The organism is Streptomyces sp. NPDC029956, from assembly GCF_055574655.1.
Genome location: NZ_JBVHZJ010000005.1, coordinates 175,458 through 196,308, shown reverse-complemented (window position 1 = coordinate 196,308; position 20,851 = coordinate 175,458). Strand labels below are relative to the sequence as shown.

Sequence of the window (20,851 nt, the reverse complement as noted above, 5' to 3'; positions counted from 1 at the left end):
CAGGCTCCTATGCCGGAGCGAGCTGCGCACTCCACGGCCCCCGCCCCGCCGGGCCGGCGAGGCTCCCTGGCCGTGCCGGACGGCGGGGAGCCCCGTCGGTCCGGTCATGCCGGAGGTGTCGGGTCCGGGTCCTTCGGGGTGACACGGTCGCCCGGGTGGCGGACGGCGCACAGGAAGCCGAGGGCGAGGGCCACGGCCATGCCGTAGAAGACCCATTGGTTGGCCTGGGCGAAGTCCATCTGGATGGACGACATGGCGTCGCGGGTGGCTTCGGCGACCTGGCCGCTGCCGGTCGGCGGGGTGGCGTCGCCGTGGCCGGAGACGGAGTCGGTGATGCCGCGGGCGACCTGGTCCGCGGTGGCGGGTGAGACGCCCCGGGCCCGGAGCGTGTCCGTCACGTTCTCCGTCATGGCCCGGGACAGGAGGGTGCCGAACACCGCGAGGCCGATACTCGCCGCGTAGTTGCGGACGGTCTGGGTGATGCCGGTGACCTCGCCGTAGGAGGGGCCGATGGCCCGGTTGACCGCGTCCGTCGACGCCGGGGCCAGGATGAAGCCGATTCCCGCGCCGGCGAGGGCCACGTAGGGCCACTGGTCGTGCATGGACAGGTTCGTCAGTTCGTTGGCCCACAGGGCGAAGCCGACGGCCCCCAGGATCGTTCCCGCCTTCAGCGCTGGGCGCGCACCCCGTTTGTCGAGGATCCGGCCGCCCCACTGGGAGGCGAGGGCGAAGCCGACGAAGAAGTACAGCAGGAAGAGCGCCGCCTGGTTGGGAGAGGCGCTGAGGGACACCTGGGCGTAGACGGAGGAGAAGAAGAACACCGGCACGAAGGCGAGCATCGCGAAGAACAGCACGGCCGAGTCCACCCTGAACGCCTTGTCCTGGAAGACGCGCAGGTCGATCAGCGGGTGTTGGAGGCCGCGCTCGTACCGTACGAAGACGTACAGGATCACGAGGCCGCCGATGACGCACAGCCAGGTCGCCCAGCTCCCCCATCCCCATGTCCACGCCTGTTGGAAGCCGAGGACGCTCAGGCCCATGCCGGCGGCGACGAGGGCGGCGCCCGGCACGTCGAGGGTCCCGGGGCGCGGCCGGTCCGCGATGTGTGCGAGGCCGGTGAGGACCAGGGCGACGATCGCGACCGGCACGTTGACCCAGAAGACGGCGCGCCAGGTCCAGGAGGACGTGAGCCAGCCGCCGAGCAGGGGGCCGACGGCGGTCAGCGCTCCGGAGATGCCGAAGAACAGGGCGAGGGCCCTGCCCCGGCGTTCGACGGGGAACACCGCGACGACCACGGCCAGCGCGGCCGGGAAGAGCAATGCCGCGCCGAGGCCCTGCACGGCCCGGAAGGTGATGAGCCAGGGCTGGGCGTAGTCGCCGGAGGGGACGCATCCGCAGAGCACCGACGCGATGACGAAGACGAGGGTGCCGATGACGACGATGCGCCGTGGCCCGTACAGGTCGGCCAGCCTGCCGCCGAGCGCGAAGAACGCGGCGAGGGCGAGGAGGTAGGCGTTGACCACCCATTGCATGCCCGAACTGGACAGTCCCAGTTCGCGCACGATGTCCGGGGCGGCGATGGAGACGATGGTCTGGTCGATGAAGGTCATCGCCACCGCGAACATCATCGCCGCGAGTGCCACTGTCTGGTTCGGGAGCCGCCCGCCCTTGTTCTGCGCGGGGCGCGGCTGCTGACTCGGTTCTGTACGGCTGCTCACTCTGTCCAGTCTGATCCCGTCCGCGGCGTCGCGCATGCCGCGCGCGCCTTCCGGGTGCAGGGCCGTGGTGAGCGCCCTGGTGCCGGGCGGGCACCGTGTCATCGGGGCTGTCTCGTCCCCGTCAGGGTCGCGTAGACCACGGTGTTGGCCCGGTAGCCGGTGTCGCTGGACCAGTCGCCGCCGCAGGTGATCAGCCGCAGCTCGGGGCGGCCCGAACCGCCGTAGACCTTGTCGTCGGGGAACCGGTCCTTGGGATGGATCTCCACCGCGTCGACGGTGAAGAGTGCCGTACGGCCGTCGTCGCGGTCGATCTCGATCCTGGCGCCCCGGGAGAGGGCGCCGAGCCGGTGGAAGACGGCGGGGCCGAGCGGGGTGTCCACGTGTCCCGCCACGACGGCCGTGCCCGGCGCCCCGGGGGCGGTGCCGTCGGCGTACCAGCCGGCCACGGTCGGGTCCGTCGCGGGCGGAGGTCGCAGTGCCCCGGCGCCGTCCAGCTCCAGGGGGATGAGGGAGACGTCGACCCCGATGGCCGGAATCCTGATGCGCGCCGCGTCGGACGCGGGCAGTGGCCGGGGTGCGGTGCGATCCCGTCCGGGGCCGGCGGCGGGCCGGGAGAGCAGCGGTGCGGCCTGCGCCGTCGTCGGCGGCGTCGAGCCGTCGCCGTCCGGTACGTGGGCGAGCAGGACGATGCCGACGAGCGTCGTGCAGGCGAGTGTCCTGACCGAGGGAACGCGCCGGGGCGGCGTCGCTCCGTCGGTCTTCGGACCGGAGCCGTTCGTCACGTGGGGCGTGCCTCCGCTCGATGGCGGGCCCCGGATCCGCGAGCGGATCCGGGGCCCTGACCGTGCGTCATGGAACGTGAAGAGGCTTGGCTTCAGGCGGAGTTCCGGGCGGTGGCGCGACGGCGCATCCTGATCAGGACGCCCGCGGCGGCGCCGCCGAGGAGCAGCGCGCCGAGGGCGTACGGGCTGCCGCCGCCGCTCTCCTGCGCGCCGGCCGCCCATCCGAAGCCCGCTTCCACGGCACCGTTCGGCCGGCCGGAGATCTGGTAGGTGACGGTCTGCTTGATGCGGGGCGGGCACTTGAGGGTCACGGTGTCCGTGCCGGAGACGGCGTCCAGCGGGAGCGTGAACCGACCCACCAGGACGCCAGGCCGGTCACCGGGCAGGAGGTGGAACTTCCCGCCCGCCACCGACTCCCCCTTGCCGTACGTCTCCTTGCCGCAGGCGGTGGTGGTGACGGTGACGGTGGTGCCGGGGGAAGCCTTCCCCGGATTGACCCGGACGTCACCGGCGGGCGCCGCGACGGCGGAGGGTGCGGACAGGACGAGGGCGCCCAGGACCAACGCGAGCTGGGTACCCGTACGTGCGAGACGCATGCTTCTTCTCTCCTTCGGCGGAGCTTTCCTGGCCGGCTGGGCCGCGCGGCGCCTGTGCTGTGCTCCGTGCACGAGAAGATCCCCGCCCGCTGGTCACCGCAACGGGAAGATCGCGTGCGCTGTCCCCCGGTCGGGGGCTTGATCGTCCTTGCCGGTGATCATCGCCGCAGGTCATGGCGGCCTGTGCGGCGTTCGGAAAGAAACGGCGTCCTACGCGCGAATGGATGAGACGCCCTGGGTGCAGATGGATGAGACGCCGGGGTGCAGGGGGAGCCCGAGGGCCGCGGGTGTCGGAGCGATGCGCCGACCACGACCGCGGCGCCCCGGGACGATCCCTGCCGCGCAGGCGACGAGGGAGCGGTCAGCCCCGGCCCAGGATCGCCGTGAGGGCCTGCTTCAGGGCCGCTCCGGGATCCGCCGACGCCCCTTCGGACCGCCACGCGACGAACCCGTCGGGGCGGACCAGCACCGCGCCGTCCGTGGTGACGCCGTGGGCCTCGGCCCAGTCCGTGTCGCTCGCGGGAGAGAGCTCCGCGTCGGGCCCGTCGCCGATCCGGTACGAGTCGAGCGGCACCGGCAGCTCTCGTCCGACACGGGCCGCCGCGGTGTGCCACCCGCCGGCGCCGTCCGCGGAACTCAGGAGCACCAGGGACCGCTCGTACAGGTCGAGGGTGGAGACCCGGGTGCCGGCGCGGTTCAGCCACACGTGGGGTGCCCGGCTCCCGGGGTCGCCCGTGAGGCGCAGTCCTTCGGACACGACCGGCGTCGTCGGGTCGACGCCCAGGACGGCGCCCCGCGGATAGTGGTATCCGAGCACCTCGTTGAGGATTCCGCCCTTCTTTCCCCTGGGGCCGCCGGATCCGGGGACGGGCACGTACCCGGGGTGGCTGTGCTCGACCGACCGTGCGGAAGCCCGGGCGCTCGTCACCTCCGCGACGGGCCGGCGCTCCGCGTCGTAGGACGCGAGCAGGTCGGGTCCGGCCCAGCCGCCCAGTACGGCCGAGAGCTTCCAGGCGAGGTTGTGGGCGTCCTGGATACCGGTGTTGGAGCCGAACGCCCCGGTGGGCGGCATCTCGTGGGCGGCGTCGCCGACGAGGAACACCCGTCCGTCCGCGTACCGTTCGGCGATCCTCTCGGCCGCGTGCCAGGGGGCCCGGCCGGTGATCTCCACATCGAGGTCCGGCACTCCGACGGCCCGCCGGATGTGTTCCCTGCACCGCTCGTCGGTGAACTCCTCCAGCGTCTCGCCGTGTTCGGGGTGCCAGGGGGCGTGGAAGACCCAGCGCTCCCGGTTGTCGACCGGCAGCAGGGCGCCGTCGGCCTCCGGGTTCGTCAGGTAGCAGACGATGAAGTGCCGGTCGCCGACGACGTCCGCGAGGCCGCGGGAGACGAACGTGATGCTCACGTTGTGGAACAGGTCGCCCTCACCGTTCTGACCGATGCCGAGCCGCTCGCGAACCGGGCTGCGCGGGCCGTCCGCGGCGACGAGATAGTCCGCGCGGATGGTGGTGTGCTCACCGGTCTCGCGGCTCTTGACCTGTGCGGTCACGCCCTCGGCGTCCTGCTCGAAGGACATCAGCTCCGTCGAGAACCGCAGGTCTCCGCCGAGCTCCCGGGCGCGCTCGAGCAGCACGGGTTCGAGATCGTTCTGGCTGCACAGGCACCACCCGGCGGGACTGAAGCGGGCGAGTCCGCCGCCGGGGTCGATCTCCTTGAACAGCCACTCGCCGGCATCGCCCACCAGGCTCGGCGCCTGAAGGATGCCGTTGTTGGGCGCCAGGACCGACGCGGCCTCCTGGATGGGCCGCGCGATCCCCGCTCCGCGGAACAGCTCCATCGTGCGGACGTTGTTGCCGCGGCCGCGTGGGTGGATCGAGGTGCCCGAGTGGCGCTCGACCAGCGTGTGCGGCACTCCGAGACGCCCCAGGAACAGCGAGGTGGACAGGCCCACCAGCGAGCCGCCGACGATGAGTACGGGCGTGCGGTGACCGGCTTCTTCGCCGGCCACGTCGAATCGGTTCATTGTTCGTCTCCGGCGTCACCTGCGACGCGAGTCGGGGATGGGATGCAGATTCATTCCCTTCGGGGAAGGGTCCGCGTGCCGGAGGCACCCGGATGACACGCGGTTCACTCGTCCGCTCTCTCGGGCTCGCGCGCTCTCGGCGCTCCTGTCAAGGATCGACACATCACGACCGCGGCGCTTCGGTCACGCGGGTCGTTCCCACCCCCACAGAGAAGAGAAGAGGTGTGCCGGATGGCCCCCTCGGGACGCATCTCACAGTCGGCCTTCGACGGCTCCAGGCTGCGGGTGATCCTCCTGCTCGACCTGTACGAAGGAGCTCAGCAGCAGTTCCTGGACGCGTACGAACTCATGCGCAAGCAGGTCGCCTCCGTTCCCGGCCACATCAGTGACCAGCTCTGCCAGTCCATCGAGAACCCCTCGCAGTGGCTCATCACCAGCGAGTGGGAGAGCGCGCCCCCGTTCCTCGCGTGGGTGAACAGCGAGGAGCACGTCGAGACCGTCAAGCCGATGCACAGCTGTGTCCGCGACACCCGTTCGATGCGCTACAGCATCCTCAGGGAGACCGGGCCCGCTCAGCCGGCCTCGAAGGCCGGGGCGTCCACGGGCATGCAGGTGGCCGCCCGCGTGGGCGACGGTGTGGCACGCCACGCCCTCACGTTCACCGTCAAGCCGGGCTCCGAGTCGAAGGTGGCGGAGATCCTGGCCGGGTACGAGTCGCCCCGGGCCCAGGTCGACGAGACCACACGGCTGCGGCGTACCTCCCTGTTCATGCACGGCAACCGTGTCGTGCGGGCCGTGGAGGTGGAGGGCGACCTCCTCGTGGCACTGCGGCACGTGGCCCGTCAGCCCGAGGTACGGGCGGTCGAGGAGGCCATCAACCCGTACCTGGAGCAGGACCGGGACCTCACGGACCCCGAGTCGGCGCGGGTGTTCTTCACCCGGGCGGCGCTCCCGGCCGTCCAGCACGTGGCGTCGAGCCGACCGGCCCCGGCCGGCCTGCGACGGCACGCGCTGTACTACCCGGCCAAGGAGGGCTGCGGGATGGAGCTGGCCCGGCTGCTCGCCGATCAGGACCGGGCCGCCGCGGACGATCCGGACAGCCCGGTGTACGGCAGCACGGTGTTCCAGCGCGACGACATCGTGGTGCGCCTCATCGACATCACGGGCGAGCTCGATCTCGACCCCGTCGCCTCCCTCGGGCTCGACGGCTCCGGGAGGGCCGCGGAGCTGGAACTCCTCCTCGACGGCGCCGCGATCGGCGTCGAGGGCTCCCTGAAGACGGAGCGCAACATCAACCGGCTCCTGTCGCACGCCGACATGCTGCCCGTCACCGACCGCTCGGCGGATTCCTGACGGCCAGTCGCGGACCCCACCGCAGTCGCTCCCAGCACGTCACTGCCACATCCGGAGGTACCAACCATGCTCAAGCAGCGTCCACGCATCGTGAGCCTCAGCGAGACGGAGCCCAACCGCAGGCGCGGAGGTGACCTGCGGGCCATGCTCACGCCGGCCACGGTGGGTTCCACCAGCGGCTTCATGGGCCTGGCCATCGTTCAACCGGGCGAGCGCATCGGCGAGCACTACCACCCGTACTCCGAGGAGTTCGTGTACGTCGTCTCGGGCGCGCTGGAGGTGGATCTGGACGGCGAGACGTACGCGCTCCAGCCCGATCACGGACTCCTCATCCCGATCGACGTGCGGCACCGCTTCCGCAACGTGGGCGACGTGGAGGCCCGGATGGTCTTCCACCTGGGCCCGCTCGCCCCGCGGCCGAGTCTCGGCCACGTCGACACGGAGGTCACCGACGAGGCGCAGGCCGCCGCCGGCCCGCACCTGACCGTGGGCGACCCGGGACAGGTGTCCGAGCGAAGCGGGGCCATCGAGTGACCCGGCGAGTGGCCGTCACCGGCATCGGTGTGGTCGCTCCGGGCGGCACCGGAGCGAAGGCGTTCTGGGACCTCCTCGCCGCCGGCCGTACCGCGACCCGCGGCATCACCCTGTTCGACCCGGCCGGGCTGCGCTCCCGCATAGCCGCCGAGTGCGACTTCGACCCGGCGGACCACGGTCTGGACCCGGACCTGAGCCGCCATGCCGACCGGTACATCCAGTTCGCCGTCGTCGCCGCCGGGGAAGCCGTCCGCGACTCCGGTCTCGACACCGGCACCGAGGACCCCTGGCGCGTCGCGGTCTCCCTGGGCAGCGCCGTGGGCGGCACCACCCGGCTCGAACACGACTACGTCCTGGTCAGCGAGGGCGGGCGGCGGTGGGACGTGGACCACCGGGCGGCCGACCCCAAGCTGCACATGGCGTTCTCGCCGAGCACGCTCGCCTCCGTGGTCGCCGAGCAGTTCGGCGCCCGCGGTCCGGTGCAGACCGTCTCCACGGGATGCACCTCCGGCCTCGACGCCGTCGGCTACGCCTTCCACACCATCGAGGAGGGCCGGGCGGACGTCTGCATCGCGGGCGCGTCGGACTCCCCGATATCCCCGATCACGATGGCCTGCTTCGATGCCATCAAGGCGACGTCGCCCGACAACGACGACCCGGAGCACGCCTCCAGGCCCTTCGACAACAACCGCAACGGTTTCGTCATGGGCGAAGGCGCCGCCGTCCTCGTCCTGGAGGAGTACGAGCACGCCAGGGCCCGCGGTGCGCACATCTACTGCGAGATCGGCGGCTACGCCACCTTCGGCAACGCGTACCACATGACCGGTCTGACCGGCGAGGGGCTGGAGATGTCCCGGGCGATCGACTCCACGCTCGACCAGGCCCGGATCGACCCCACGCTGATCGACTACGTCAACGCGCACGGCTCGGGCACCCGGCAGAACGACCGGCACGAGACCGCCGCCGTGAAGCGGTCCCTGGGAGCGCACGCCTACGACACGCCCATGAGCTCCATCAAGTCCATGGTGGGGCACTCGCTGGGCGCGATCGGTGCGATCGAGGTGGCCGCCTGCGTCCTCGCACTGAAGCACCAGGTGGTACCTCCGACGGCGAACTACGAGACCCCCGACCCCGAGTGCGACCTGGACTACGTGCCGCGCACCGCCCGCCCCCGGAAGCTCAGGAACGTGCTCTCCGTGGGCAGCGGATTCGGCGGATTCCAGTCCGCGGTCCTCCTGACGGGGCCGGGTGGGAGGACACGATGAACACTGAGCGCCCACGGCGCGCGGTCGTCACCGGCATCGGCGTGATCGCCCCCAACGGACTGCGCGCCGACGCGTACTGGAAGTCGGTCCGGGAAGGCCTCGGCGTACTGGACCGGATCACCCGTGAGGGTTGCCAGGACCTGCCGCTCAAGGTCGCCGGCGAGGTCCGGGGCTTCGACGCCTCCGCCCTGATCGAGGAGCGTTTCCTCGTCCAGACCGACCGTTTCAGCCACTACGCGATGGCTGCCGCCCAGCTCGCCCTCGACGACGCCGGCCTCTCCCGGGAGAACCCCGAGGAGCCGTTCGAGATCGGTGTCGTCACCGCGGCCGGTTCCGGCGGCGGCGAGTTCGGCCAGCGAGAGCTCCAGAAGCTCTGGGGCCAGGGATCCAAGTTCGTCGGCCCCTACCAGTCCATCGCCTGGTTCTACGCCGCGAGCACCGGTCAGATCTCCATCCGGAGCGGGTTCAAGGGTCCGTGCGGTGTGGTCGCGAGCGACGAGGCGGGCGGCCTGGACGGCCTCGCGCACGCGGCCCGGGCCGTACGGCGCGGGACCGGTGCGGTGATCGTCGGTGCCGCGGAGGCGCCCCTCGCCCCGTACTCGATGGTGTGCCAGCTCGGATACCCGGAGCTCAGCACCGTCGAGGACCCGGACCGCGCCTACCGGCCCTTCACCTCGGGAGCCTGCGGCTTCGTCCCGGCGGAGGGCGGCGCGATGCTCGTCGTGGAGGACGAGTCCCGCGCCCGCGACCGGGGAGCGACCGTCCGGGCCGTCGTGGCCGGCCACGGCGCCACGTTCACCGGCGCCTCCCGGTGGGAGGAGTCCCGGGAGGGACTCGCCCGCGCCATCCGTGTCGCCCTCGACGAGGCCGGGTGCGCCCCCGAGGAGATCGACGTCGTCTTCGCGGACGCCCTGGGCGTGCCGGAGGCGGACCGTGCCGAGGCGCTGGCCATCGCCGACGCCCTCGGGGCCCACGCCACGCGCGTGCCCGTCACGGCGCCCAAGACGGGCATCGGCCGTGCCTACTGCGGGGCGCCCGTCCTGGACACCGCCGCCGCGGTGTTCGCGATGGAGCACGGCGTGGTCCCTCCCACCCCCAACGTGTTCGACATCTGCCACGACCTGGATCTGGTGATGTCCCGCGCTCGCCCCGCCGAGCTGCGCACGGCCCTCGTCCTCAGCCGGGGACTCATGGGATCCAACGCGGCGCTGGTCGTGCGCCGCGGCGACGACTCCGCCCGGTAGGACCGGGCGGGAAGGAGAGCACAGATGATCACCACCACCCTGACCTTCGACGAACTCGCCACGCTGATGAAGCAGGCGGCCGGCGTCACCGTCGACGCCCGGGACCTGGAGAAGGCGCCGGACGCGCCGTTCGCCACCCTCGGCGTCGACTCGCTCGGCCTGCTCGGGATCGTCGGCGAGCTGGAGAACCGGTTCAGCGTCGCGCTGCCGACCGACGCGGAGCGCTGCAAGACGCCCCACGAGTTCCTCGGCATGGTCAACAGCGCCCTCAAGACGGGAGTCTGACGTTGTCCGGTCACACTGACAACAGCATCACCATCGACGCCCCGCTCGACCTCGTCTGGGACATCACCAACGACATCGAGAAGTGGCCCGACCTCTTCAGCGAGTACGCCTCCCTCGAGGTCCTCTCCCGGGAGGGCGACTCCACCACCTTCCGCCTGACCATGCACCCGGACGAGTCCGGGAAGGTCTGGAGCTGGGTGTCGGAGCGCACCGTCGACCGCCGCGGGCGGACCGTCCGGGCCCGCCGCGTCGAGACCGGCCCGTTCGACCACATGAACATCCGGTGGGAGTACGAGGAGACACCGGCCGGCGTCCACATGCGCTGGGTCCAGGACTTCGCGATGAAGCCCGACGCTCCGGTCGACGACGCGTGGATGACCGACAACATCAACCGCAACTCGCGCACGCAGATGGCCCTCATCCGGGACCGTATCGAGCAGGTCGCCCGCGACCGCCGGAGCGCCCCGGTCCTGCCCCGCTGACCGCGCACGCGGCCGCGCTCCCGCACGGCCGCCCGCACCCGCATCCGCACCCCCAGGAAGGCAGCTCCATGCACCACGCTCTGATCGTCGCCCGCATGGCGCCCGATTCCGCGCCGGCGATCGCCGATGTGTTCGCCGCCTCCGACCGCGGCGAACTCCCCCACCTGGTCGGCGTCACCCGGCGTCGCCTGTTCCAGTTCGGCGACGTGTACCTGCACCTCATCGAGTCGGACCGGGACCCGGCGCCGGCCATCGCGAAGCTGACCGGACACCCGGAGTTCCGGGACGCCAGCGAGAGACTGTCGGCGTACGTCAGCGCGTACGACCCGAAGACGTGGCGCAGCCCCAAGGACGCCATGGCGCAGTGCTTCTACCGCTGGGAGCGGGACGCCGGTTCCTGACCCCGAGCGGTACGCACGACGGAGAGACCCGAGGCCGCCCGCCCCGCGAACGACGCGGAGCGGGCGGCCTCGGGTCTCCCTCGTTCACCCGTCAGGCGGGAACGGTGCACTCGAAGGCGTGGAGGTACGCGTTGACGGGGCGGATCTCGCCGATGACGAGCCCCGCGTCGGTCAGCCGGTCGACCATGCTCTGCCGGGTGTGCTTCGCACCACCGACGTTGAGGAGCAGCAGCAGGTCCATCGCGGTCGTGAACCTCATCGACGGCGTGTCGTCCACGAGGTTCTCGATCACGACGACCCGGGCGCCGGGGCGCGCGGCCCTGCGGACGTTGGCGAGCGCCCTGCGGGTGCTGTCGTCGTCCCACTCCAGGATGTTCTTGATGATGTACACATCGGCCTGGACCGGGATGTCCTCACGGCAGTCGCCGGCCACGACACGGACCCGGGAGCTGAGCGTGCCGCCGTCCCGCAGGCGCGGGTCGGCGTTCTCCACCACCCCGGGAAGGTCGAGCAGTGTGCCGTCGAGGGTGGGGTGCCGCTCCAGCAGGCTCGCCAGGACGTGCCCCTGGCCGCCTCCGATGTCCGCGACGGAGGAGGCCCCCTGCAGATCGAGCAGGTCGGCGACGTCCCGGGCGGACTGCTGGCTCGATGTGGTCATGGCCCGGTTGAACACGTACGCGGACTCGGGCGCCTCCTCGTTGAGGTACGTGAAGAACTCCTTCTCGTACACGTCCTCGAAGGCGTTGCGGCCGGAGCGCACCGCCTCGTCGAGCTTCGGCCACACGTTCCACGTCCACGGCTCCGTGCACCACAGGGCGATGTACCGCAGGCTGTGCGGGTCGTCCTCGCGCAGCAGCCGGGACATCTCCGTGTGGGCGAACGTGCCGTCGGGGTTCTCCGTGAAGACGCCCTGGCAGGTGAGCGCGCGCAGCAGGCGCCGCAGTGTCCGCGGCTCGGTCCGCACCGCGGCCGCCAGGTCCTCCACGGTCATGGGCGTGTCGCCGAGGGCGTCCGCCACACCGAGGCGGACGGCCGCGCGTACGGCGGCGGCGCAGGCCGCCCCGAACACGAGCTCCCTGAGCCGCATGGGCGGCGGCGGAGCCGGATCGACAGTCGGGGAAACCGGATCAACAGTCGTCATCTGTCGCCTTCTCTGTGCTGTGGTGCCGGGGGTGGGGAAGCGGAGCAGAGCGTCAGCACATGCCCGCGGGCTCCGAGACTCCGCAGGTGTTGCCACGGAAGGTGTTGCCCGTGCCGGTGTCCCGGTTGGCGAGGTCGGCCGAGCCGTTGCGGAGTACGACGTTGTCGCGGATCTCGTTGCGCTCGTTGAGGGCGCCCACGAAGCTCTTGAAGAGCACGATGCCGCCCGACAGCGGCGAGGCGCCGACGTTGTCCACGATCCTGTTCTCCGCCACCAGCGTCTCCTCGGCGCCGGTGAGGACGATTCCCGAGCCCTGCAGGAAGGGCAGCCGGGGGGTCTTGGGGCAGTTCTTGTTGTTGGCGTGGATGTTGTTCCGGCGCAGGGTCATCGCCCCCGCGCGCGGCGTGGACTCGTCGCCGACCACGAACACGGCGGCGCAGTTCCCGGTGGCCTCGTTGCGCTCGACGGTGAGGTTCCGCAGACGTCGCACGGTGACGCCGATCCGGTTCCCGGACATGCGGTTGTGGCTGATGACCGTCCCCCGGGCGTCGACGGCGCCCGCCTCCGTGTCGGTGGTGTTGGAGACGAACAGTCCGGCGTCGGCGTTGTTCCGGGCGACGTTGTGGGTCAGCACGCTGCGTACGGACCGCTCCAGGGCGATGCCCCAGTTGCCGTTCTTCTCGGCGGTGACCCGGTGGATCTTCAGCCGGTCGGTCCGCGACGCCCACAGGCCGTTCCTGGTGAAGCCCTGGAGCGTCAGCGAGCGCACGCTGACGCCCTCGACGGGCCGGTCGGCCGTGCCGGTCACGCAGACGCCGTGGCCGGCCGTGGCGCAGGCGTCGTCGGCGGCGGCCTCGCCGGGCACGAGGACGGTGGGGAAGACGGTCGAGCCCCGCAGGGTCAGGTTCGACGTGGTGATGCGGACGCTCTCACGGTAGGTCCCGGGAGAGAGGACGACCGTGTCCCCGGGCCTCGCGGCGTCCACCGCTTTCTGGATCGATTCGCCGGGCTTGACCCGGTGCACCGTCCGGTGGGCGGCCGTCGGAGCGGCGGCCCCCATCCCCGAGACCACGAGGGTCACGGTGCATGCCAGGTAGGCGATCTGTCGTTTGGTCATACGGCGAAGCTATGAGCGGGTCCACGGCCCCGCCACCGCTGATCGTCCAGGCGGACCTAGGCATACCTCCCTGCGGTCCATGCGACGGGCGTGGCGCGCGGGTCCTGGGGGAGAACGCCGGTCAGCCGTGGATCATGGGACCGCCGGGGGCACGTCCTCGGTGCGGCGGGCAGGGATGGGGTTCGGATGCGCAAGTGGTGGCCCTTGGCGGCGATCTGTCTGGGCACCTTCATGCTTCTGCTGGACGTCACGATCGTGACCGTGGCGCTGCCCGCGATGGCGGCGGACCTCGACACCACGCTCTCCGATGTGGAGTGGGTGGTCGACGTCTACGCTCTGGCGCTGGCGTCGCTGCTGCTCGGCGTGGGTTCCGGCGCCGACCGGATCGGCCGCAGGAAGGTGTACCTCGTCGGGCTGATCGTCTTCACCGCGGCTTCGGTGGCGTGCGCGGTGGCCCCGGACGCGGGTGTGCTGATCGCCGCCCGGGCGGTACAGGGTCTGGGCGCCGCCGGGATGTTCGGTACGACGATCGCGCTGCTCGGCATGCACTACAGCGGCCGGGAGCGGGGGGTGGCCTTCGCGGTGTGGGGCGCCACCAACTCGGTCGCCGCGGCGGCCGGGCCGATGGTCGGCGGACTCCTCACCCAGTACCTGGACTGGCGATGGATCTTCTTCGTCAACCTGCCGGTCTGTCTGGTCGCCGTCGTGATGACGCTGCGCTCGGTGCGAGAGTCCAAGGTCCAGGGCCAGGGCCAGGGGCAGGTCCAGGGCCAGGGCCAGGGCCAGGGGCAGGGGCAGGGCCGGAGGCGTGCGGACGTCCTCGGCATGGTCACCTTCACGGTGGCGAGCGGGTCCCTCACGTTCGGGCTGATCCGGGCCCATTCCGACGGCTGGACGGCGCCCTTCACACTCGGTCTGTTCGCGGCGGCGGCCGTCGCCCTGACCCTCTTCGTCGTGGTCGAGACGAGGCACGAGTACCCCGTCCTCGATCTGTCGCTGTTCCGCAGGCCGTCGTTCACCGGCATCATGGTCAGCGCGCTGTTCCTGCAAGGCGCCGCGTTCGCCTACCTGCTGTACGAGTCCCTGTGGATGCAGTCCGTCCTGGGGTACGAGCCCGTCGAAGCGGGTCTGTACATCCTGCCGATGTGCGCCTCCGCGTTCGTCATGTCCGCGCTCGCGGGTCGCTTCGGCCCCTGGTCCCCACGGGCGACCATCGGAGGAGGGCTGGCGCTCATCGCCCTGGGCTCCGGGATGCAGGCCACCCTCGACGCGGGATCCTCGGGCAGCGACCTCGTGGCGGGCCTCGTCGTCTCCGGTCTGGGGGTCGGTCTTGTGACGCCGAGCCTGTCGGCGGCGGCCCTGGCCACGGTGCCGCCGGAGCGCGGCGGCATGGTGGGCGGTGCGGTCAACACGTTCCGCCAGTTGGGTTTCGCGTTGGGGATCGCCGTGTTCGGCCTGATCTTCCAGTCGCGGATCGAGGGCGTGCTCGCGGCCGACGGCGGCGTCCCCGACCCGCACGGGACGGCCGCCGCACTGAGCGGCGGCCAGGCCCGGTCGATCGTCGCCGGCTGGCCCGAGGGCGAACGTGCCGGGATGGCGCATCTGGTGCGCGAGGCGTTCGCGTCCGGCCTGAACGCGGTACTGGTCGTGGCGGCGGCCCTGGGCGCGGTGGCCTCGCTGCTCGTCGTCGCGACGGTGCGCGTCCCGGCGGGCGGCGCCCCTCGGCGGAAGCCGGAGACGGACGCGAGCCCACACGGTCAGGGGACGCCGGCGGACGCGGCTCTGTAGCGGCGGGTCCACTCATGACGCGGCTGCTCGGCGAGGTCCTGTCGTCGCCCGCGGGGCAGGCGGGAGTGTGACGACGGGACCTGGAGGCCCGGCTCCCTGCGTCCGCCGGAGGCCCTCGCGGCCGCCCCGTGGTTCACCGGGGTACGGAACCGGCTCCGGGCGCGGCGCCTTCGCCGGACGGCGTGCCCGGGTCGGGACGGAGGGACGAGGGCCGGAGCGTCTCGGCCGCTGCCGCGGCCGCGTCCCGCTCGCGGTCACGCGAGACGGCGGCCAGGGCGGCGTCGCCCAGGGCATCGGCGAGGCGGGCCCGAGCCGACCAGTTGTACGAGCTGTCGGGCCGAAGCCCGATCCGCTCGCTGATGAGCACGCGGGCCAGTTCGTGCCGTCCGGAGCGGAGCGCGGAGTCGATCAGGGTCTTCTGGAGCGCGTCGCGCTGCGCATGACTGCCTCCGAACTCGTGCAGCCTGCGGCGGAGGGGCCACAGGAGCTCCACGACGGCGGCGTGCCTCCCCTGCCCGTGTGCCACCAGCGCCTCGCACGCGGGCAGGCCGATGTCCGCGGTCATCCGCCGGTTGGTGACGGTGTCCGGACCCCCCTCGGCGAGCCATCGCCGTCGGTCGGCGACGAGCCGCTCCGCCTCCTCGATCCGCCCGGCACCCACGTAGGACATGACGGCGTGGACGTCGTTGAACGCGTAGAAGGGGGGATCGGCTCGTGAGGCCCACGCGTCGGCCAGCACCCCGCAGCGGGGACCGGACTCCCCTCCCGCGAGTCCGATCCGCCACAACAGTGCTGCGGCGTCCAGCAGTTCCATGGCCAGACCGGCCGACGCGTCGTTGTGCAGGGCCGCGTCGTAGATGCTCAGAGCGGTGCCGGTGTCCCCCGCCTCCAAGGCGTACAGGGCGTAGTGCCACCAGTTGTGGACGTTGAGGTAGTTGCCCCGCGCCCAGTCGTCGCGGCGCGCGTCGAGGTAGCCGATGCCTTCCGACACCCGCCCCTGCATCTCGTAGGTGTGTACCACGGCGTGGATGGCCCAGACGTCGCGAGGGTTCTGCTCGACCGCGGCGAGCCCCGCCTCCTCGGCCAGGCGGTAGTGGCCCGACTCCTCAAGCCCGAACGCGTACATGCCCAGCACCAGGCCACGGTGGGGATCGGCGGTGTCCCAGGCCGAGAGGGCTCCGCCGATGCGGTCGCGCAGGCGGACCGAGTCGCCGGTGAAGAAGTCCAGCTGGTGCCCCACGGCCAGGGCGAGCGCGTCCCTCGGGCACACCAGGGACAGCTCCTCCAGCAGCCCGCCGGCCCGGCGCAGGTCTCCGGCCAGCCACGCCCCGGCCGCGGCGACGTGCAGGCGCTCCCGCAGGGGAAGGGAGGAGGCGTCCACGCCGGCCGCGTACCGGTCGAACCGCCGCCGCGCGGCGAGGGCGTCGCCCGGCTCGGTGCCCAACGCCCCCAGGTAGGCGGCGAAGGACTGGGCGACAGGTGAGGTCGGCGCGCTTTCGAGAGCGTCGTCGACCGCCTGCTCCACCTCGGGGCTGAAGTGGAGCAGGGACTCGACGGCTCTGTCCAGGTGGGCGGCCGTCTCCTGGGTGCACCCGTGCAACGGGTTGCCGTACCGGTCTGTCACCATCGGAGATCACCTCTGCGCGTCGGCGGGGTGGTACGCGAAGCACGGCGGCACGCATGCCACCGCACCCCTCATGAAGCCACCACCGACGCGTCCGGCGCCACCCGGACATGCGTGCCCCGGCGAAGTGCCATGATCTGCCTCGCCGTTTCACGGGCGGCGCGCTGTCGGCCCGGACGGGGTCGGACGCGGCGCCTTCCCGGGGCCGCGAGGGCGACGTCGGCGACGCGCGCGGGGCCCGACGCGCGCGGCAGGACCTAGGATGCCTGGGTTCGAACGGGCAGGACATCGGGGGTACGTGGAATGAGCGGGTACGGCAGCGGTGGGTACGGCGACGGGGCGGGCAGCGGCGGCGGGTACCCGCCACAGGGACACCCCCACGCGCCGCCGACGCCCCCGCAGGGACACCCGCACGCCCAGCCCGGTCCCCCGCGGGGCTATCCGTACGCGCAGTCCGGCCCGCCACCGGGATACCCGTACCCGCAGTCCGGCCCTCCGTCGGCCTACCCGTACCCGCAGTCCGGCCCGCCGCCGGGACACCCGTACCCGCCGGCCTTCGGACCGGTCCCGCCGCGCGCGGTGCCCTCGCGGGCACGGAACATCCTGCGCGGCCTCTACAACCCCCTGTACGCCGCCCAGCGGACCTTCCGTCCCTCGCGCCCCGGGATCGTCGACGACCCGGAGGTCCGCAAGCTCCAGCTGTGGCGGACCGGGCTGGGGCTCGCCGCCTGGGTGGGCCTGATGGTCACCTACAACGCCATCGCGAGCGCCGCCGACGTCCAGGGCGTGGCGAGCGAACGCCTCGACCAGAGCTGGACCAACGTCCTGCTTCTCGTCTGCACCTTCCCCGTCGTGGTCGGCGCGTTCGTGGCAGCCGCACGGGGCGGCCTGCGCCGGGAGTACCTGCGCAGGACCCTGCGCCCCCTCGGCTCGGTGCTGGCCATCATGGCGTCCATGGGCACCTCCGCCCTCGTCATGGCACCGGAGTTCGCGGGACTGCGGGACGCCGTGGGGCTTCCCGGCAGGATCATCATGGTCGTGCTGTTCCTGTGGTCCCTCGGCTTCGCGCTCTACGGCATCGGGCTGTCCCTGGTGCACGTGTTCCGCACCGCAGACATCCACGAGGTGCTGCCGCCGATCCTCGCCGGTGTCCTGGTGTGGGAGATGGCTCTCCTGGATGTGCTCACCGGAAGCTACCCCCAGGTGCCGGCGGGCGTCCGGACGATCTTCATTCTCGGTGCTCCCGTCACGGTGACGGCCCTGTCGTGCTGGGAGCTGTACCGGCTGCGGCGCGACCACGGACTCACGCTCCGCACGGCGTTGCGACGCTGACGCGCTCCCGTCGTACGCCGGACGCGGCGGCGCTCAGCCCGCTGCTTCGAGAAGGGTGCGGCAGGCGACGGCGACGGCCTCGGCGATGCCGGGCATGTCGGGGCGCCAGGTGGGATTGCAGTTGACCTCGCACACGGTGAAGGAACCATCGGCCTCGAAGAGGAGATCGACGCCGGCGACACCGATGCCGATGGCGTCCGCCGCTGCGACGGCCAGTGCCTCCGCGTCCGGATACCGGCCGGTGCAGACGGTGTGGGTCCCGCCCTGCGCCAGGTTGGAGACGAGTCGGTCGTCACCGGCTTCGCGCACGGCGGCGGCCACGGCCCTGCGGTCGACCACGATGACGCGCAGGTCCCGGCCGTGGGAGTGGGCGACGTACCGCTGCAGGAGATAGGGATGCCGGTCGTCCAGGCTGCCCGCCACGGCTCGCAGCCCCTTGTCGTCGGCGGCGAGGAAGACCCGTCGGCCACGGTGGCCGCGCACGGCTTTCACCACGCACGGCTGCGGTGCACCGGCATCGAGGACGTGCGTCAGGGGCGCGTCGGTGTGGGTGCGGGTGTCGGGGACGGGGATGCCTGCGGCGGTGAGCTGTTGCAGCTGCCAGAACTTGTTCACCGCGGCGAGGACCGCCTCGGCGGGGTTGATCAGCCGAGTGCCCATCATGGTCAGGTGGCGCAGCAGGGTGACTTCCCGGTCGGCCGACAGCCGCGGCGTCGACAGGCGGGCGTAGGCCACGGCCGGCGCGGGGACGGGTCGTCCGGCGGTGTCGGCGAGCGTGAGCCGTCCGCCCTCCACGCCGAGCACCAGCCGACTGCTGTGGACGACCGCGGCCCGGTGCCCGAGCTCCGCGGCGAAGGCGGCCATGAGCGCACACGTGACCGGACCCGGGTCTCTGCCACCGACGGCACCCTTCGCGTCCCGGTCGAGTCCGGGGCACAGCAGCAGCCAGGCCCGTGCTTCGCTCCCCGACGACATGCCGGTCCCTTCGTCCGCGGGTGCCCTCCTGCCGGTCCCGACAGATGATAGGGCGCGCGCCCGCCGCCTGCCGCGGCGACGGTCACGACGGCGAACCGCCGGCAACGAAGCACGGACGACGGTTACTTGTGGGTACGAGAGTCTTGCAAGCCGCGCGTGTTTACGCGAACATGCTGCGGCACGGCTCCCACCCGTCCCCCACCGAAGGCCGTCATGAAAAAGTCACTGCTGGGGGTCGCGCTCGCCGCAGCCCTCATCGTCTCCGGGGCACCGGCCACCGCCGCACCGGCCCGCGCGGAGGCGCCCGCTCCCTCGTCCGCCGGCTCCCTGCTCGCCGAGAGCTGGCAGCCGCCGCTCAGCACCCGCGGCCGCTACGTCGTGGACGCCAACGGCGACCGCTTCAAGCTCAAGTCCGTCAACTGGCACGGTGCCCAGGGCTCGTACAACGGCACCGGAGACGTGAACGACCCCGCCGGTCATCACGACGCCGAGAAGTCCGACCAGGTGCCCCTGGGCCTCGACCGGGTGCCGCTCGCCACCATCCTCGCCGACTTCCACCGGCTCGGCGCCAACAGCGTCCGGCTGCCGTTCTCCAACGAGATGCTGCACGACCAGCGGGCCGTGCCGGACGCCGCCGTCGCGGCCAACCCGGGCCTCAGGGGCAGGACCCCGCTCCAGGTCTTCGACGCGGTGATCGAGGCGACCACCGCGGAGGGTTTCGCGGTCATCCTCAACAACCACACCAACACCTCGCGTTGGTGCTGCGGGCTGGACGGCAACGAGCGCTGGAACACCAGCCAGTCCACCGCGCAGTGGGAGGCCGACTGGCTCTTCCTCGCCAAGCGCTACAAGGACGACAAGCGCGTCGTCGGCGCCGACCTCTACAACGAGGTCCGCCGCACGGTCACGGACGACGCCAACTGGGGCTGGGGCAACGACCACGACTGGTGGGCCGCCTCCCAGCGGGTCGCCGACCGGCTGCTCACCGAGGCCGATCCCGACCTCCTCGTCATCGTCGAGGGCATCAACTGGCAGGGCATACCCACCGATCTCACCCCGCACGGGCGGCCCACCCTCGAACCGGCCCGCGAGCTGTCGCACACTCTGGTCGCCTCGAACAAGCTCGTCTACTCGGCCCACTTCTACGGCTACACCGGACCCCACCACACCGGCGCGACCGGCACGGGCGAGACCAGCGACTGGCGCTACCAGGAGCTCCCCCGTGAAGAGCTCTTCCAGACCCTGCGGCGTCAGGCCCTCTTCGTCGCCGACGACACCCGGCGGCACTACACCGCGCCGGTCTGGATCAGCGAGTTCGGCATCGGCGCCGACGAGACCGACCCGCAGGGCCGGACCTGGTTCGCGAACTTCGTCGACTACCTCGTCGACCACGACGTCGACTTCGCGTACTGGCCGGCCGTCGGCTTCACCGGCCACGGACGCTGGAAGCTGCTGGACTATGACGACCAGGGACGGCGCTCCGGCATCCTCGACGGCGACGACTGGCGCACCCCGCACTGGCAGCGGCTCGTCGACGCCCCCGGCAGGGCCGGCGCCGTACCCGTCGCCGACTCCTGGGACATGCTCACCACGGACCACGCCGACTTCGTCCAGTCCCTCCGCGTCCGCGCGAAGGGCGACTGGGACCACGGCGCCCGCAAGACGGCCTGCCCCGACGGTCAGCGGATCGTCGGGCTCTCCCACGACGGCGGACGCGGTCTGTGCACCGACACCGGAACCCGCGGACTCGCCGCACCCGCCGGCGCGTTCACCGTCGTGACCGACGAGCGGTACGTCGCCGACGGCGACTGGGCCGGCGGCTACACCAAGTTCCAGTGCCCCACGAACCAGTTCATGGTCGGCTACAGCCTCCGCGGCCGGGCCGTGTCCGCCGTGCTGTGCTCCGAGGCCGCCCGGGCCCTGCCGAAGACCGGCCGCACGCTCTGGTTCGACCGCGGCGACAACCGTCCCGCCGGCGCCCCCGGAGGAGAGTTCGCACTCGGCACCTACAAGGGGCAGTGCGGCAGCGACGAGTACGCGGCCGGTGTCGCGCACAGCGGCGCCTGGGCGAGGGGCAACAAGCCCGCCGCCCTCCTCTGCCGGTCCCTGTGAGGGCCGGTCGGCCGTAGTCAGGCTGTCTGACGGACCACGGCCGGCAGGGTGCGGCGGGAACCGGGCGAACACGTCCGGT

The 20,851-nt window shown here is 72.0% G+C and carries 18 protein-coding genes; 10 read left to right on the top strand and 8 right to left on the bottom strand.

The genetic code is table 11. The features are described from left to right. Nucleotides 1-104: 104 nt before the first annotated feature. The 4 genes from ACZ4XX_RS06010 to ACZ4XX_RS05995 all read right to left on the bottom strand — a co-directional run bounded on the left by ACZ4XX_RS06010 (nt 105) and on the right by ACZ4XX_RS05995 (nt 5,119). Complete coding sequence (locus tag ACZ4XX_RS06010) at nt 105-1,628, bottom strand: MFS transporter (protein ID WP_468506782.1); 1,524 nt, start codon at nt 1,626-1,628, stop codon at nt 105-107. A 188-nt stretch (nt 1,629-1,816) separates the two neighbouring features. Then, a complete protein-coding gene (locus ACZ4XX_RS06005; protein ID WP_468506738.1) occupies nt 1,817-2,500 on the bottom strand; it encodes a class F sortase in 684 nt (227 codons plus the stop codon). Between the two features lie 92 nt (nt 2,501-2,592). Further along, nucleotides 2,593-3,096 (bottom strand): sortase, encoded by a 504-nt coding sequence (locus ACZ4XX_RS06000; protein WP_468506737.1) that lies wholly within the window; start codon nt 3,094-3,096, stop codon nt 2,593-2,595. 361 nt (nt 3,097-3,457) lie between these two features. Further along, the gene (locus ACZ4XX_RS05995) at nt 3,458-5,119 is read right to left on the bottom strand and encodes an FAD-dependent oxidoreductase (protein ID WP_468506736.1); all 1,662 of its coding nucleotides are present in this window, start codon (nt 5,117-5,119) and stop codon (nt 3,458-3,460) included. A gap of 231 nt (nt 5,120-5,350) precedes the next feature. Between ACZ4XX_RS05995 and ACZ4XX_RS05990 the strand changes: the two genes are divergently transcribed. The 7 genes from ACZ4XX_RS05990 (at nt 5,351) to ACZ4XX_RS05960 (ending at nt 10,683) form a co-directional block, all read left to right on the top strand. After that, the gene (locus ACZ4XX_RS05990; protein WP_468506735.1) at nt 5,351-6,472 is read left to right on the top strand and encodes a SchA/CurD-like domain-containing protein; all 1,122 of its coding nucleotides are present in this window, start codon (nt 5,351-5,353) and stop codon (nt 6,470-6,472) included. A 66-nt stretch (nt 6,473-6,538) separates the two neighbouring features. Further along, nucleotides 6,539-7,006, top strand: a complete 468-nt coding sequence (locus ACZ4XX_RS05985; protein ID WP_468506734.1) for a cupin domain-containing protein — start codon at nt 6,539-6,541, stop codon at nt 7,004-7,006. Beyond that, nucleotides 7,003-8,271: a beta-ketoacyl-[acyl-carrier-protein] synthase family protein gene (locus tag ACZ4XX_RS05980; RefSeq protein WP_468506733.1), complete on the top strand. Its 1,269-nt coding sequence runs from the start codon at nt 7,003-7,005 to the stop codon at nt 8,269-8,271. Before ACZ4XX_RS05985 ends, ACZ4XX_RS05980 begins: the two co-directional genes overlap by 4 nt. Beyond that, nucleotides 8,268-9,515 carry a ketosynthase chain-length factor gene (locus ACZ4XX_RS05975; RefSeq protein WP_468506732.1) on the top strand — a complete coding sequence of 416 codons (1,248 nt, stop codon included), beginning with the start codon at nt 8,268-8,270 and terminating at the stop codon, nt 9,513-9,515. The genes ACZ4XX_RS05980 and ACZ4XX_RS05975 overlap by 4 nt, the downstream gene beginning before the upstream one ends. A 24-nt stretch (nt 9,516-9,539) precedes the next feature. Further along, on the top strand, nt 9,540-9,800 hold the full coding sequence (locus ACZ4XX_RS05970) for an acyl carrier protein (RefSeq protein WP_468506731.1): 261 nt from the start codon (nt 9,540-9,542) through the stop codon (nt 9,798-9,800). 2 nt (nt 9,801-9,802) lie between these two features. Then, complete coding sequence (locus tag ACZ4XX_RS05965) at nt 9,803-10,282, top strand: SRPBCC family protein (RefSeq protein WP_468506730.1); 480 nt, start codon at nt 9,803-9,805, stop codon at nt 10,280-10,282. Between the two features lie 68 nt (nt 10,283-10,350). After that, nucleotides 10,351-10,683, top strand: coding sequence for a TcmI family type II polyketide cyclase (locus ACZ4XX_RS05960; protein ID WP_468506729.1), 333 nt, complete (start codon nt 10,351-10,353; stop codon nt 10,681-10,683). A gap of 91 nt (nt 10,684-10,774) precedes the next feature. On the opposite strand, the gene ACZ4XX_RS05955 is transcribed toward ACZ4XX_RS05960, so the two are convergent. Both ACZ4XX_RS05955 and ACZ4XX_RS05950 read right to left on the bottom strand, forming a co-directional pair. Continuing rightward, nucleotides 10,775-11,824, bottom strand: a complete 1,050-nt coding sequence (locus ACZ4XX_RS05955) for a methyltransferase (protein ID WP_468506728.1) — start codon at nt 11,822-11,824, stop codon at nt 10,775-10,777. Nucleotides 11,825-11,876: 52 nt separating this feature from the next. Continuing rightward, nucleotides 11,877-12,941, bottom strand: coding sequence for a right-handed parallel beta-helix repeat-containing protein (locus tag ACZ4XX_RS05950; protein WP_468506727.1), 1,065 nt, complete (start codon nt 12,939-12,941; stop codon nt 11,877-11,879). 186 nt (nt 12,942-13,127) lie between these two features. Here ACZ4XX_RS05950 and ACZ4XX_RS05945 point away from each other — a divergent pair, with 186 nt between their 5' ends. Continuing rightward, a complete protein-coding gene (locus tag ACZ4XX_RS05945) occupies nt 13,128-14,729 on the top strand; it encodes an MFS transporter (RefSeq protein ID WP_468506726.1) in 1,602 nt (533 codons plus the stop codon). Nucleotides 14,730-14,862: 133 nt separating this feature from the next. Here ACZ4XX_RS05945 and ACZ4XX_RS05940 read toward each other — a convergent pair whose 3' ends face one another. Further along, a complete protein-coding gene (locus ACZ4XX_RS05940) occupies nt 14,863-16,356 on the bottom strand; it encodes a tetratricopeptide repeat protein (protein ID WP_468506725.1) in 1,494 nt (497 codons plus the stop codon). A 300-nt stretch (nt 16,357-16,656) separates the two neighbouring features. On the opposite strand from ACZ4XX_RS05940, the gene ACZ4XX_RS05935 reads away from it, so the two are divergent. After that, nucleotides 16,657-17,685: a hypothetical protein gene (locus ACZ4XX_RS05935; RefSeq protein WP_468506724.1), complete on the top strand. Its 1,029-nt coding sequence runs from the start codon at nt 16,657-16,659 to the stop codon at nt 17,683-17,685. 33 nt (nt 17,686-17,718) lie between these two features. Here ACZ4XX_RS05935 and ACZ4XX_RS05930 read toward each other — a convergent pair whose 3' ends face one another. Further along, nucleotides 17,719-18,660: a RimK family alpha-L-glutamate ligase gene (locus ACZ4XX_RS05930; protein WP_468506723.1), complete on the bottom strand. Its 942-nt coding sequence runs from the start codon at nt 18,658-18,660 to the stop codon at nt 17,719-17,721. Nucleotides 18,661-18,873: 213 nt separating this feature from the next. Between ACZ4XX_RS05930 and ACZ4XX_RS05925 the strand changes: the two genes are divergently transcribed. Beyond that, nucleotides 18,874-20,772 carry a cellulase family glycosylhydrolase gene (locus tag ACZ4XX_RS05925; RefSeq protein WP_468506722.1) on the top strand — a complete coding sequence of 633 codons (1,899 nt, stop codon included), beginning with the start codon at nt 18,874-18,876 and terminating at the stop codon, nt 20,770-20,772. The last annotated feature ends 79 nt before the right edge of the window (nt 20,773-20,851 follow it).

Bases quoted from the DNA above. Each gene is read 5' to 3' on its own strand.
- ACZ4XX_RS06010 (WP_468506782.1), bottom strand. From the start codon at position 1,628: ATGATGTTCGCGGTGGCGATGACCTTCATCGACCAGACCATCGTCTCC.
- ACZ4XX_RS06000 (WP_468506737.1), bottom strand. From the start codon at position 3,096: ATGCGTCTCGCACGTACGGGTACCCAGCTCGCGTTGGTCCTGGGCGCC.
- ACZ4XX_RS05995 (WP_468506736.1), bottom strand. From the start codon at position 5,119: ATGAACCGATTCGACGTGGCCGGCGAAGAAGCCGGTCACCGCACGCCC.
- ACZ4XX_RS05990 (WP_468506735.1), top strand. From the start codon at position 5,351: ATGGCCCCCTCGGGACGCATCTCACAGTCGGCCTTCGACGGCTCCAGG.
- ACZ4XX_RS05985 (WP_468506734.1), top strand. From the start codon at position 6,539: ATGCTCAAGCAGCGTCCACGCATCGTGAGCCTCAGCGAGACGGAGCCC.
- ACZ4XX_RS05975 (WP_468506732.1), top strand. From the start codon at position 8,268: ATGAACACTGAGCGCCCACGGCGCGCGGTCGTCACCGGCATCGGCGTG.
- ACZ4XX_RS05970 (WP_468506731.1), top strand. From the start codon at position 9,540: ATGATCACCACCACCCTGACCTTCGACGAACTCGCCACGCTGATGAAG.
- ACZ4XX_RS05960 (WP_468506729.1), top strand. From the start codon at position 10,351: ATGCACCACGCTCTGATCGTCGCCCGCATGGCGCCCGATTCCGCGCCG.
- ACZ4XX_RS05955 (WP_468506728.1), bottom strand. From the start codon at position 11,824: ATGACGACTGTTGATCCGGTTTCCCCGACTGTCGATCCGGCTCCGCCG.
- ACZ4XX_RS05950 (WP_468506727.1), bottom strand. From the start codon at position 12,941: ATGACCAAACGACAGATCGCCTACCTGGCATGCACCGTGACCCTCGTG.
- ACZ4XX_RS05945 (WP_468506726.1), top strand. From the start codon at position 13,128: ATGCGCAAGTGGTGGCCCTTGGCGGCGATCTGTCTGGGCACCTTCATG.
- ACZ4XX_RS05940 (WP_468506725.1), bottom strand. From the start codon at position 16,356: ATGGTGACAGACCGGTACGGCAACCCGTTGCACGGGTGCACCCAGGAG.
- ACZ4XX_RS05935 (WP_468506724.1), top strand. From the start codon at position 16,657: ATGAGCGGGTACGGCAGCGGTGGGTACGGCGACGGGGCGGGCAGCGGC.
- ACZ4XX_RS05930 (WP_468506723.1), bottom strand. From the start codon at position 18,660: ATGTCGTCGGGGAGCGAAGCACGGGCCTGGCTGCTGCTGTGCCCCGGA.
- ACZ4XX_RS05925 (WP_468506722.1), top strand. From the start codon at position 18,874: ATGAAAAAGTCACTGCTGGGGGTCGCGCTCGCCGCAGCCCTCATCGTC.